At 74.3% G+C, this 13,135-nt stretch carries 10 protein-coding genes and 1 pseudogene; 1 reads left to right on the plus strand and 10 read right to left on the minus strand.

Annotation, left to right across the window (positions count from 1 at the left end):
- Positions 1–23: 23 nt before the first annotated feature.
- Positions 24–980, minus strand: a complete 957-nt coding sequence (locus ACFYM6_RS29165; RefSeq protein WP_387280644.1) for a response regulator — start codon at positions 978–980, stop codon at positions 24–26.
- A 1-nt stretch (position 981) separates the two neighbouring features.
- Positions 982–1,662, minus strand: coding sequence for a ribulose-phosphate 3-epimerase (gene rpe / locus ACFYM6_RS29170; protein WP_387280646.1), 681 nt, complete (start codon positions 1,660–1,662; stop codon positions 982–984).
- A 328-nt stretch (positions 1,663–1,990) separates the two neighbouring features.
- Between rpe and ACFYM6_RS29175 the strand changes: the two genes are divergently transcribed.
- Positions 1,991–2,881, plus strand: a complete 891-nt coding sequence (locus ACFYM6_RS29175; protein ID WP_387280648.1) for a septum formation family protein — start codon at positions 1,991–1,993, stop codon at positions 2,879–2,881.
- Between the two features lie 48 nt (positions 2,882–2,929).
- Here ACFYM6_RS29175 and ACFYM6_RS29180 read toward each other — a convergent pair whose 3' ends face one another.
- The 8 genes and pseudogenes from ACFYM6_RS29180 to metK all read right to left on the minus strand — a co-directional run bounded on the left by ACFYM6_RS29180 (position 2,930) and on the right by metK (position 13,134).
- Positions 2,930–4,660 carry a M28 family metallopeptidase gene (locus tag ACFYM6_RS29180; protein WP_387280650.1) on the minus strand — a complete coding sequence of 577 codons (1,731 nt, stop codon included), beginning with the start codon at positions 4,658–4,660 and terminating at the stop codon, positions 2,930–2,932.
- A 283-nt stretch (positions 4,661–4,943) separates the two neighbouring features.
- Positions 4,944–6,623, minus strand: coding sequence for an RsmB/NOP family class I SAM-dependent RNA methyltransferase (locus ACFYM6_RS29185; RefSeq protein ID WP_387280652.1), 1,680 nt, complete (start codon positions 6,621–6,623; stop codon positions 4,944–4,946).
- Positions 6,620–7,546 carry a methionyl-tRNA formyltransferase gene (gene fmt / locus ACFYM6_RS29190; RefSeq protein ID WP_387280654.1) on the minus strand — a complete coding sequence of 309 codons (927 nt, stop codon included), beginning with the start codon at positions 7,544–7,546 and terminating at the stop codon, positions 6,620–6,622. Before fmt ends, ACFYM6_RS29185 begins: the two co-directional genes overlap by 4 nt.
- Positions 7,547–7,550: 4 nt before the next feature.
- Complete coding sequence (gene def, locus ACFYM6_RS29195) at positions 7,551–8,111, minus strand: peptide deformylase (protein ID WP_387280656.1); 561 nt, start codon at positions 8,109–8,111, stop codon at positions 7,551–7,553.
- Between the two features lie 207 nt (positions 8,112–8,318).
- Entirely contained in the window at positions 8,319–9,302 is a 984-nt protein-coding gene (locus ACFYM6_RS29200) for an AAA family ATPase (RefSeq protein WP_387280658.1), read from the minus strand.
- Between the two features lie 353 nt (positions 9,303–9,655).
- Complete coding sequence (locus ACFYM6_RS29205; RefSeq protein WP_387280736.1) at positions 9,656–11,668, minus strand: primosome assembly protein PriA; 2,013 nt, start codon at positions 11,666–11,668, stop codon at positions 9,656–9,658.
- Positions 11,642–11,869, minus strand: a pseudogene (locus ACFYM6_RS29210) (primosome assembly protein PriA); the annotation flags it as partial. The pseudogene ACFYM6_RS29210 and the gene ACFYM6_RS29205, both read right to left, overlap by 27 nt.
- A gap of 59 nt (positions 11,870–11,928) precedes the next feature.
- The gene (gene metK, locus ACFYM6_RS29215; RefSeq protein ID WP_387280660.1) at positions 11,929–13,134 is read right to left on the minus strand and encodes a methionine adenosyltransferase; all 1,206 of its coding nucleotides are present in this window, start codon (positions 13,132–13,134) and stop codon (positions 11,929–11,931) included.
- Position 13,135 lies beyond the last annotated feature (1 nt).

The raw sequence follows: 13,135 nt of genomic DNA on the forward strand, positions 1-13,135 counted from the left end.
ACTTCACAGGGAAGACCGCACGATCACGTAACGCCGCGCCTGCGGTCGACCGCGACGTACGACCCGGGTTGGCTCTTGGCGACCGTCTTCATCTCGGAGGCGACGGCGATCGCCTCCAGGGGGTTGGTGAAGCGCTTCCCGGGATCGGAGAGGGAGACCCCGATGGAGAGGGTGACCAGGGCGGCCCGGCGGATGTTGCCCCGCCGGTCCTTCAGCTCGACGAAGCCGCGCTCCCGGTCGATCGGGTCGTAGAGGGCGTCGGCGGCCTTCTCGAAGTCCTCCACCGCCCGGAAGGTCAGCGGGCGGACCTGCTCGGGGGTGCAGACAATGACGAAGTCGTCACCGCCGACGTGGCCGAGGAAGGCCGGCGGCAGGCCGATCGACACCACCGCCCGGTGCAGGCTGCGGGCCAGCGCGGAGATGAACTCGTCGCCGCGGACGAAGCCGTACCGGTCGTTGACGCTCTTGAACCGGTCGATGTCGATGTACCCGACGGCGTAGTCGGCGCCGTTGCGCACCCGGTCGCTGATCTCCCGCCGGATCCGGCTGTTGCCGGGCAGCCCGGTCAGCGGGGAGACCTCGCGGAACTCCTTGTTGCGGCGCAGCGTGGAGCTCACCCGGGCGACCAGTTCGGCGGTGTCGAAGGGTTTCACCAGGTAGTCGTCGGCGCCCGCGCTGAGGCCGTTGACCTTGTCGGAGGTCATCCCCTTGGCGGTCAGCATGATCACCGGGAGGGCCGAGGTCATCGGGTCGGCGCGTAGCCGCCGGGTCAGCTCCAGGCCGTCGATCCGGGGCATCATGAGATCCACCACGGCCAGGTCGGGCCGCTGCTGCTCGATGACGTCCAGGGCCTCCTGGCCGTCACTGGCGTGCAGCACCTCGAAACCGTGCAGGCGCAGGTTGAACTCGACGAAACGGGCGATGTCCTCGTCGTCGTCGACGACCAGGATGACGTCGGGTCGCTCACCGGCCGGGTCCACGTCAGGCCCCGGGGGCCGCGCGTTCCGCCAGGGCGCGCAGGCGGCGTACCGCCTCCGCGGGATCGTCGGCGCCGTAGACCGCGGTGCCCGCGACGAAGGCGTCGGCACCCGCCGCGGCGGCCTGCTCGATGGTGTCGGCGGCGATCCCGCCGTCGACCTCGATCCGCAGCTCGAGGTGGCCGCTGTCGACGTGCTCCCGGGCGGTACGCACCTTGTCGAGCAGTTGCGGGATGAACCGCTGGCCGCCGAAGCCGGCCTTGATCGTCATGATCAGCAACGTGTCGAAGCTGGGCAGCAGCTCCAGGTACGGCTCGATCGGGGTGTCCCGGTCGACGGCCAGCCCCGCCTTCGCGCCGGCCGAGCGGAGGTCCTTGGCCAGCGCCACCGGGTCGTCGCACGCCTCGGCGTGGAAGGTGACGTTGTACGCGCCGGCGTCGGCGTACCCGGGGGCCCAGCGGCGCGGGTCCTCGATCATCAGGTGCACGTCGAAGGGCAGCTCGGTCACCGCGCGCAGGCTCTGCACCACCGGCAGCCCGATGGTCAGGTTCGGCACGAAGTGGTTGTCCATCACGTCCACGTGCAACCAGTCGGCGGCGTGCTCGACGGCGCGGACCTCGTCGGCGAGGCGGGCGAAATCGGCGGCCAGGATGCTGGGCGCGACGATCTGCGGCGGTACGGTCACGGGGCCAGTGTACGAACGCGGTCACCCGCCGTCCGCACCGCGGCACCGACGGAGACTCCCTGTGATCCAGACGTGACCCCCGGTGCGGCGCCAACCCGTCGAATGCGGGAACTCGGCACGAAAGGCCATCCGCCACCGGCCGAACGACCGGGCAACACTCCAACAGGGACGGTCACGACAATCGGCCCGGAGGGACTCCCCGTAATCTGAGCGCCGGTGCCGTATGCTGCACCGCCGTGGCAGTCGACCGTTCCGGGGTCGCGGCGCGGCGCGCGCCGAGCCGGAAACGGTCGACGCAGGCGGTCCGCGACGGGGAGGTCGGTGCGCGATGCGGCGATGGGGGACGGCGCTCGCCGTCGGCATGACGGTGGCACTGGCGCTCGCCGGATGCGGCGCGCCGGCGGGGGTGGACCGGGACCTGACCGACGACTGGCCCGCCGCTCCGGCGGCCAAGGCCTTCCTGCCGGAGGCCGGGGTCTGCCATCCCACGATCCAGGACATCGGCTACCTCAGCGGCTACAACCCGGTCGACTGCACCGCGTCGCACCGCAGCGAGACGCTACACGTGGGCACGCTGACCGGCCCGGACGCCGACCGGGGGGCACCCCCGCGCGCCGGGTCCACCGGGATGCGGACCGCGCACGCGGAGTGTGACGGGCGGGTCAGCAAGGCGGTCGGAGCCGACTGGCGGTCGGGACGGCTGCAACTCTCCGTCGTCTTCCCGTCGCCGTCGGCCTGGGCCGGCGGGGCCCGCTGGTTCCGCTGCGACCTCTCCGAGGTGGCCAGCCTGGACGACCGCAGCGTGACCGCCCGCTCCGCCAGCCTGCGCGGCGCCCTGGCGCCGGGATCCCCGCTGACCCTGGGCTGCTACAACCCGAAGCTCAAGAAGGACGACATCGAGCAGATGCAGCCGGTCGCCTGCACGGCCAAGCACCACGCCGAGTTCGTCGGGGTCTACCAGTTCCCCGACATCACGTACGCCGAGTTCAAGCGCACCTCCCTGCGGGCGCACAAGGCGTGCCAGGGGCTGATCGCGAAGTACGTCAAGGTGCCGAACAACAGCGACATGCAGTACCGGTCCGGCACGATCATCTACCACCCCTTCGACGAGGAGTGGACGAACGGCGACCGGGGCGTGCAGTGCTTCCTCTGGGTGTCGGACCGCACGCTGACGAAGTCGCTGAAGGGCGCCGGCAGCAAGGCCCTGCCGGTCCGGTGAGCCGCGCGGGGCGGGGCCGACCGCGGTCGGTCCCGCCCCGTCGACCGGTCAGCCGACCTGCAGCGTCACGTCGTCCACGACGAAGCTGGTCTGCAGGGAGGCGTCCTCCACGCCGGTCCACTTCAGCGTCACCGTCTGCCCGGCGTACCCGGCCAGGTTGAACGTGCGCTGCTGGTAGCCGCCGGCGGCGTTCAGGTTCGAGTACGTCGCCAGCGTGGTCGTGCCGACCTGCACGGTCAGCTTGTCGTACGCCGTCGTCGTGGTGGTCTCGGCGGTGTCGATGTGCAGCCAGAAGGCCAGCGTGTAGCTGGCGCAGCCGGTCGGGAGGGTCACCGACTGCGAGAGCGTGTCGGTGTGGCTGGTGCCGTACCCGTCCAGCCACGCCTTGTACGACCCGGTGCGCGCCGGCTGGCTCGACGAGCTGGTGATCACGCCCGAGCTGGCGGTCCACGGGGTGGTGCCCGACTCGAAGCTGCTGTTGCCGATGAGCTGCCCGCCGACGCAGCCGCCGGTGCCGGTCACGGTGAGGGTGTAGCTGGTGCTGTGGGTGACCGAGCCGGTGCCGGTCACCGTGATGGTCCAGGTGCCGGCGGCGGCGGTCGACGAGGCGGAGACGGTCATCGTGGCCGAGCCGCCCGAGGTGACCGAGGACGGGCTGAACGAGACGGTGACCCCGCTCGGCGCGCCGGTGGCGGAGAGGCTGACCGTCTGGGCGCTGCCGCTGGTGGTGGCGGTGCTGACGGTCGCGGTGGTGGTACCGCCCCGGGCCACGCTGCCCGAGGTTGGGCTCACCGCGACGGAGAAGTCGTTGGTCGGGGTGCCGCCGACCGCGAGCTGCCAGATCGCGTACGCGATCCCGTCCGCGGCGCGGTTGAGGATGGTCGCGTTGATGTTGCTCGTGGTGTCGCAGGAGCGGTGGTAGCAGCCGTCGTACGCCGCCCCCGCGGTGCCGCCCCACTTGCTGGCCTGCGCCGCGGTCTTGGTGTAGCTGGCGCCCGCCGCGTAGCCGGAGGTGGGGATGCCGGCGTTGGCGAACGAGTAGTCGTCGGACCGGCCCTGTCCCTCGGTGTTCTCCTCCGGCTGGAGGTTGAGCGAGTCCCAGTACGCCTTCAGCGGGGCGGCCGTGGTGGAGGTGACCCGGTTGATGAAGTAGCCGCCATTGGGCGAGGCGACCATGTCGAAGTTGTAGTAGCCCTTGATGTAGCCCCGCTGGGTGGTGGTCAGCTGGTTGACGTAGTGCTTCGAGCCCTGCAGGCCCTGCTCCTCGCCGTTCCACCAGGCGATCCGGACCCGCTTGGTCATGGTCGGGTTCTGCGCGGCGAGCACCAGCGCGTTCTCCAGCAGGGTCGCCGAGCCGGAGCCGTTGTCGTTGATCCCCGGGCCGGCGGAGACGCCGTCCAGGTGGGCGCCGAACATGACCACCTGGTCGGCGGGGCCCTGCGGCCACTCGGCGATCAGGTTGCTGCCGGGGTAGGTGCAGGTGGTGCAGGTCTGCTCGGTGACGGTGTAGCCGGCCGCCTGGAGCTTGCCCTTCACGTAGGCGACCGAGGCGGTGTAGCCGGCCGAGCCGGCCCGCCGGTTGCCCCCGTTGCTGGTGGCGATGGTGTTGAACTGGGTGAGGTGGGCCTGCACGTTGGTCACCGAGATGTCCGGCGCGGCGAGGGCCGGCGCGGCGGCCACCGGCGCGGGGACGGCGGAGGCGGGGGCACCGGCCAGCGTCGCCGTCACGGCGGCGAAGAGGGCGAGCGTGAGGCCCGCGGTCGGGGTGCGGCGTCTCATGTGGACTCCTCGTGGGGGTCGGCGGGGCGGGGTGGGCGCGACGCGTGGGCTCCGGTGCAGCCCTCGGCGTCGACGGACCGGTGATCGGAACAGTTACATGCGTCGATCAGATAGTCAACGGGGTGTCACATCCCGCATGCCCACTCCCCAGCCGGGATGCACACCCCGCGCGCGCCGGGTGTGCGCCCGCGCCCGCCGAGCCGCGGAGGCCCGGCGGATGGCAGGCACGGGGCCCAGGAAAGGTCGGTCAGGGCCTGCCCCAGGCGGCACCAGACGTGGCTGCTCAGCCCCGCCGCAGCACCGCCAGGAACATCGCGTCGGTGCCGTGCCGATGCGGCCACAGCTGCACGGTCGGCCCGTCCCCGAGCCCCGGCATACCCGCTGGCAGCAGCGGCCGGGCGTCGACGAAGTCGACCGGGAACCCCGCCCGGCGGGACGCCTCGGTCACCGTCACGTGCGTCTCCACGATGTGCGGCGAGCAGGTCACGTACGCGACCAGCCCGCCCGGACGGACCGCGCGCAGCGCCGCGGTGAGCAGTTCCCGCTGCAGGCGGGTCAGCGGCGGCAGGTCGGACGGCTGCCGGCGCCAGCGGGACTCGGGCCGCCGACGCAGCGAACCGAGCCCGGTGCACGGGGCGTCGACCAGCACCCGGTCGAAGTGGTCCTCGGGCAGCTTCGGATCCGAGCCGACCGTCCGCCCGTCGGTGTTCAGCACGTTCACCGGCAGGCCCCGGGTGGCCTGCGCGACCAGCCGCGCCCGGTGCTCGGCCACCTCGACCGCGGTGAGCCGGGCGCCGCGCTGCGCGGCGAGGGCGCCGAGCAGGCCGGCCTTACCGCCGGGCCCGGCGCACAGGTCCAGCCAGCGGCCGTCCGGGCCGTCCAGCGGCGCGACCGCCAGGGCGTTCGCCACCAGCTGGGAGCCCTCGTCCTGGACGTGGGCGCGTCCCTCGGCCAGCGCCGGCAGCTCCCCCGGCGCACCGCCGGGCAGATAGACGGCGTACGGCGAGAAGGCACCCGGCGCCCCGCCGACCTCGTCGGCCAGCTCGATCGGGTCGACCAGACCGGGCCGGGCGCACAGATGCACCGGGGGACGCTCGTTGTCCTCGATGAGCAGCCGCCTCGTCTCACCCAGATCACCGCCGAGCGCCTCGGCGAAGGCCCGGACGATCCACTGCGGATGGCTGTACGCCAGTGCCAGGTGCCCGATCGGGTCGGTCTGCTCCGACGGGGCGAGCTTCGTCACCCAGCCGTCGAGGTCGCGGGTGGCCACCTCGCGGAGCACCGCGTTGGCGAAGCCGGTGGCGCCCGGGCCGACCGCCCGGACCAGGTCCACGGTCGAGGAGACCGCCGCGTGCGCCGGGACCCGGGTGTGCAGCAGCTGGTACGCCCCGAGCCGCAGCGCGTCCCGCACCGGCGGGTCGATCCGCTGCACGTCCCGGCCGGCGGCGTCGGTGATGATCGCGTCCAGGGTGCCGGTGTGCCGCAGCGTGCCGTAGGTCAACTCGGTGGCGAAGGCGGCGTCCCGGCCGGCCATCCCCTCGTCGCGCAGCATGGCCGGCAGCACCAGGTTGGCGTACGCGTCGTCCCGGTGCACCGCCGCGATCGCCTGGTACGCCACGTGCCGCGGCAGGTCGACGGCCGGCCGGCCGGGCCGGCGGCCGGCGCCGAAGCGCCCCTCGCGAGGCGACCGCTCCCCCGGCCGGGCCGGGCGCTCGGCCCGCTCGCCGCCGACGGGCCGGCGGCCCTCTCGGGAGCGCTCGGGACCGGGGTACCGCCCCGCACCGCGCCCACCGCCGGAGCGGCCGGCGTCGTCGGAGGCGTACCGCGGGCCGCGCTCGCCACCACCGGAGGGCTCGCCGTCGCGGGGCCGTCCCGCGCGGTCACCGGCGGGCGGCCGGGCCGACCCGCCGCGCGGCCCGCCGGTGGAGAAGCGCTCGTCCCGGGGCTCGGACGGCCCCGTCACGCGAACTCCTCGCCGGCGACGACCCGGGCGCCGCGCGCCCAGTCGCTCGCCGACATGGCCTTCTTGCCGGCCGCCCGCACCTCATCGAGCCGCACCGGGACGGTGGCCGTGCCGGCCAGCACGCGGGACTTCTCGACCAGCAGTTCGCCGGGCTTCAGCTCCGGGCCACCGGCCACCGGGGTGACCGGGCCGAGCTTCACCCGGTCGCCGCGGAAGGTCGTCCACGGGCCGGGGGCCGGGGTGCAGGCGCGGATCCGCCGGTCCACGGCGAACGCCGGGTCGGCCCAGCGGACCCGGGCGTCCTCGACGGTCAGCTTCGGCGCGAGGGACACCCCGTCGGCGGGCTGCGGCTCGGCCCGGGCGGTCCCGTCCTCGAGCGCGTCGAGGACGCCCACCAGCAGGCCCGCGCCCGCGTAGGCGAGCCGCTCCAGCAGATCCCCGGAGGTGTCGGTGGGGCGGATCTCGTCGGTGAGCGTGCCATACACCGGGCCGGTGTCCAGCCCCGCCTCCAACTGGAAGACGCTGGCGCCGGTCACCTCGTCGCCGTGCAACACCGCGTGCTGCACGGGGGCCGCGCCCCGCCAGGCGGGGAGCAGCGAGAAGTGCAGGTTGATCCAGCCGTGCCGGGGGATCTCCAGCGCCACCGGCGGCACCAGCGCCCCGTACGCGACCACCGGCACGCAGTCCGGGGCCAGCTCGCGGAGCCGGTCCAGGAACTCGGGCTCGCGCGGCTTCGCCGGGGTGAGCACCTCGACGCCGTGCGCGTCGGCCCAAGCGCCGACCGGCGAGCGGACCAGGCCGCGGCCACGGCCGGCGGGCGCATCAGGACGGGTCACCACGGCCAGCAGCTCGTGACGGGACGCGGCGACGGCGTCCAGGGCGGGAACGGCGACGGCCGGCGTGCCGGCGAAGATCAGACGCACCCGGTCACCGCCCCAGGCCGAACGGGTTGCCGGCGGCATGCGGGCTGAGCTTGACGGTCGGCGGGGCACCCGCGTCGTACCACTCGGCCTCGCGGATCGCCTTCATGGCCGCCTTCCGGCCGGCCGGGTCGAGGCGGTCGACGAAGAGCACCCCGTCGAGGTGGTCGGTCTCGTGCTGCACGCACCGGGCCATCAGGCCGGTGCCGACGATCTGCAGCGGATCCCCGTAGCCGTTGAAGCCCTTGGCGATGACGTTCTGCCGGCGCTTGGTGTCGAAGTAGAGCCCGGGGATGGACAGGCAGCCCTCCGGGCCGTCCTGCTCCTCCTCGTCGGGGAACTCCAGCACCGGGTTCACCAGGTGCCCGAGGACGTCGTCGACGTCGAAGGTGAACACCCGCAGGCCCACCCCGAGCTGCGGCGCGGCCAGGCCGGCACCGTTCTGCTCGCGCATCGTGTCGGTCAGGTCGGCGATCAGCTTGCGCAGCTCGGCGTCGAAGTCGACGACCCGGTCGGCCGGCGTGCGCAGCACCGGATCCCCGAACAGACGGATGGGCTGAACGGTCACGCGGAGTGGCTCCTTGTCTGAAACGAGTGGTGCCGTACCAGTCTACGGAGTCGTCCCTGCCGCCCCGGCCGGCGTACCGCGATCGGCGCCCGGCGACCCGTCACCCTCGGTGACGCCGTCACCGAGGGTGACGGGCAGGGTGGCGTAGCCGCGCGGGGTGAGCCGGACCCGGCGCTCGGGCGGCCCGGCCAGGACGCCGCCCCCTGCTCAGGCGCCGGCGCCCGGCTCCCCGGCCAGCACCGCGTCCCCACCGAGCAGGGCGTGCTCGGGCAGCGGCAGCGCGATCCCGTGGGCGGCCGCCCAGTCGTGGATCAGGCTGGGATTGACCTGGGCGGCGAAGTAGTCGACCGCGCTCATCCCGCCGACGACCGGCTCGTCGACCTCGGCGACCAGCTTGGCGGGCACCAGCGGAAAGCCGTTCTGCAGGGCGGCGCTGAGCCGGCGGTGTCCGTCGACCACGAAGAAGTACTCCCCGGTGTAGCCGATGGTGAGCGGCTCCAGGGCCTCGTCGCCGGCCTCGGCCACGTCACCGACGAACTCGGAGTCCCAGAGGCCCCGCAGCGTGGCGATGTCCTCGGTCGGGTAGACCCGGGCCGGGTCCAGCAGCAGCAACGGCTGGCCCTCACGCAGCACGTCCTCGCCGAGCCGCCCCTCGAACACGTCGATGACGTGCTGGATCACCTGCTCCGGGGTGGCCCGGGTGGTGTCGCAGATCAGGTCGTAGTTGCGCAGCCGCGCCTTGTCGACGCCGTACCGGACCAGGAACCGGCCGCGCTCGCTCTCGCTGCGCTCCCGGAGCTTGGCCCGGGCCTCCTCCAGCGAGGCGTAGCTCTCGGCCGGGCCGGACGGGCGGGCCAGCACCCGCCGGGCCGCCTCGGTCGGCTCGGTGATCATGTGCACCTTGAGCGCGTCGGTGAAGAAGTGCCAGGCCAGCCGGGAGTCCATCACCAGGCGCTCACCGGAGGCGGCGATGTCCCGCTGGAGCTGGTCGACGTACCCGTCGACGGCCCGGTCCAGCTCGGCGTGCAGGTTGAGCTGGAGGGCGGTCATCTGCCGCTCCTGGGCCATCTGCCGGTAGAGGTCACCGACGCTGACCCGGCGCAGCCCCAGCCGCTTGGCGATCTCGACGGAGACGGTGCTCTTGCCGCTGCCGAGGTCACCGTTGAAGACGATCGATTGACGGACGGTCACGACTGGTCCACCCCTGCTCACCGGCTGATTGACATCATCGATTTGGCGTCGCCCCCGACAACCCCAGCTCGGCGCGCCTGACGCCGCGCCACGACCTGACGCCGTCGTCACCGCGCTCTCGCCTGCGTCGCGCCCCCGGGCATGACGGGCGATGCTATCACGCAGTCTCTACCCATTTGCCGGACGAGGTGTGCGGCACGCCTCTGCGGAACTGCCGAAACACCCGAAGATTCCCGGAAAGCGTGGCCATCCGACGCCGGACGGCCACGCTTCCCGGGCGTGCCTCGGTCTGCCTCGTGGCGAGCGGCGCGGCCGGCGGAGCGCGGGGCGGTGGGAGGCGGGGTGCGGGGTGATCAGAAGAGGCTGAGCGGGTCCACCTGGAGGCGGACCGGGTCGGCGGCCTTGCGGGCGCTGCGTTGTCCGGCCGCCGCGTGCAGCGCCTCGGCGAGCGCGGCCGCCCGGGCCCGGGGCACCCGGACCAGCATCCGCTCCCGCCCCTCGGCGGCGGGGACCGGACCGAGCACCTCCGCGCCGTCCGGCAGCCGGGCCCCGGCGAGCAGGTCCGCCACCGCGTCCGCCACACCGGTGACGCTGGCCATCCGTACCGCCGGGGGGAAACCCAGCTCACGGCGCTCGGCCAGTTCCCGGACGGCGAACCAGGCCGCGTCCCAGCGCAGCAGGGCCTGCACCGGGGCGAGGGCGCCGTCGGCGACCACCACCACCCGGCCGCCCGTCGCGCCCGGGCGGGCCAGCGCGGCCGCGGCCAGCCAGCGGCGCAGCGCCTCCTCCCCGGCCCGCAGGTCGGCCCGGGTGAGCAGCGCCCACGAGTCGAGCAGCAGCACCGCCCCGTAGCCACCCTCGGCGACCGGCTCCGCGCCCGGCGTGGCAACCACCACGCCCGCCCCGCCCAGCACCGTGCTCAGCACCTCCTCCCGCCCGGAGGTGCGGACCGGCACCCCCGGGAAGGCGCGCCCCAACTCCTCAGCAGTCCGCCGGGCGCCGGTGACCGCGGCGCGCAGCCGCCGTCCACCGCACTCCGGGCAGGCGTACGCGGCGACGACCCGGCCGCACCAGCGGCAGGCGGGCACCCCGTCGGCGGCCGGCAACGCGAGCGGCCCGGCGCAGTGCGGGCAGCGGGCCGGCGTCCGGCAGTCGGTACAGGCGACCGAGGGCAGGTAGCCCCGGCGGGGCACCTGGACCAGCACCGGCAGGTCGTCGCGGAGCGCGTCCCGGGCGGCGGTCCAGGCCAGGCTGGGCAGCCGGGCGGAGGCCGCGCCGGGGTCCCGGGCCAGCTGCGGGTCGTCCCCGGTCGGCGCGATCGCCGGCACCCGGGCCCGTACGGTCGCCCGGTCGGCGACCACCTCACGGGCCCAGCCGGTCTCCACCAGCAGCTGCGCCTCCGCGGTGCGCGCGTACCCGCCGACCAGTGCCGCCGCCGCGCCGAGCTGGGCCCGGGTGAGCAGCACCTCCCGGGCGTGCGGGTACGGCGCCCGGGGCTCGGCGTGCAGGTCGTCGCCGTCGTCCCAGATCGCCACGAGGCCGAGCCGCCCGGCCGGGGCGAACATCGCCGCCCGGGTGCCGATCACCACGGGCACGTCGCCCCGCAGGGCGGCGAGGAAGGCCCGGTAGCGCCGGGCCGGGCCGAGCGCGGCGGAGAGGCAGACGTGCCGGCCCGGCCCGAGGGTGCCGGTCAGGGCGGCGTCGAGGCGGTCCAGGTCCCGGGCGTCGGCCACCACGACCAGCGCGCCCCGGCCACCGGCCACGGTGGCGGCGACCGCGTCCGCGTACCGGGCCGCCCAGTCCTCCCCGGGCAGCGCGGACCAGACCGCGCGCGGCGCCCGCCCGTCGGTGAGCGCCCGCAGGAAGGCCGGCCCGGCCGGATAGTCCCGCCACCCGCGCGGGTCCACGCTGGTCCGGTCGCCGCCGGCCGGCGCGGACGGTCGGGCGACCGCCTGCGACGACGGCCCGGCGACCATCTCGGCGGCCGGCGGGTCGGCCCCGGCGGTGGCGCCTCCCCCGCCCGTACCGTCGGCGTCGCCGGTCGGCGCCGCGGTGGCCGGGTCGTCGGCGTCGCCGGTCGTCGCAGCCACGGCGGACGGGTCGTCGGCATCGCCGGTCGTCCCAGCCGCGGCGGCCGGGTCGTCGGCATCGCCGGTCGTCGCAGCCACGGCGGACGGGTCGTCGGCATCGCCGGTCGTCCCAGCCGCGGCAGCCGGGTCGTCGGCATCGCCGAGCTGCGCGGCTGCGGTGACGTCCTTCTCGACCCGGGCGTGCCGGGGCGGCACGGCGAGCCGGAGCACGTCGGCGAGGCTGCCGGCGTACCGGTCGGCGACCGCGCGGGCCAGCCGGGCGACCTCCGGCGCCAGCACCGGCACCGGCGAGACCACCTTCTCCAGGTACGCCAGCCGGGGGTGGTCGGACTCCGCCACCCGGTCCAGCAGCCAGCCGTCGACGAGTTGGCCGGCGAAGCGCACCTTCACCCGCACCCCGGGCCGGGCCTGGGCGTCCAGCTCGGCGGGGACCAGATAGTCGAACGGCCGGTCGAGGTGGGCCAGGGGCAGGTCCACGCAGACGCGAGCGACCGGCGACCCGTCGGCGGGTCGCCGGTCGCTGCGCCTGGTCGCGGTCAGGCTCCCGCAGCCGACTTGAGGTCGGCGGCCCGGTCGGTGCTCTCCCAGGTCAGGTCCGGCAGCTCCCGGCCGAAGTGGCCGTACGCGGCGGTCTGCTGGTAGATCGGGCGGAGCAGGTTGAGGTCCCGGATGATCGCGGCCGGGCGCAGGTCGAACACCTCGGCGACGGCCTTCTCGATCGAGGCGACCGGCACGGTCTCGGTGCCGAAGGTCTCGATGAAGAGGCTGACCGGGTGGGCCTTGCCGATCGCGTACGCGACCTGCGCCTCGCAGCGCTCGGCGAGGCCGGCGGCGACCACGTTCTTGGCCACCCAGCGCATCGCGTACGCGGCCGAGCGGTCCACCTTGGACGGGTCCTTGCCGGAGAAGGCGCCGCCACCGTGCCGGGCGTAGCCGCCGTACGTGTCGACAATGATCTTGCGGCCGGTGAGGCCGGCGTCACCCATCGGACCGCCGATCTCGAAGCGCCCGGTCGGGTTGACCAGCAGCCGGTAGCCGTCGATGTCGAGACCGAGGCCCTCCAGCTCGGGAGTGATCACGTGGTCCCGGATGTCCGGGGTGAGTAGCGAGTCCAGCGAGATGTCGGCCGCGTGCTGGCTGGAGACCACGACGGTGTCGAGCCGGACCGGGCGCAGCCCGTCGTACTCGATGGTCACCTGGGTCTTGCCGTCCGGCCGCAGGTACGGGATCGTGCCGTCCTTGCGCACCGCGGCGAGGCGGCGGGCCAGCCGGTGGGCGAGCGCGATCGGCAGCGGCATCAGCTCGGGCGTCTCCGAGCAGGCGAAGCCGAACATCATGCCCTGGTCGCCGGCGCCCTGCGCGTCGAGCGCGCTCTCCGACGAGCCGGTACGCAGCTCGAACGCGTTGTCCACGCCCTGCGCGATGTCCGGCGACTGGGCGCCGATGGAGACGCTGACACCGCAGGAGGCGCCGTCGAAGCCCTTCTTCGACGAGTCGTACCCGATCTCCAGGATGGTCTCCCGGACGATGGTCGGGATGTCCGCGTACGCCTTGGTGGTCACCTCACCGGCCACGTGGACCTGGCCCGTGGTGATCAGGGTCTCGACCGCGACCCGGCTGTGCGGGTCCTGGGCGAGCAGCGCGTCGAGGATGCCGTCACTGATCTGGTCGGCGATCTTGTCCGGGTGGCCTTCCGTGACCGATTCGGACGTGAAGAGACGTGTCACGGCACTCCTAAGCATG

This window comes from Micromonospora sp. NPDC006431 (genome assembly GCF_042870725.1).
GTDB lineage: Bacteria > Actinomycetota > Actinomycetes > Mycobacteriales > Micromonosporaceae > Micromonospora.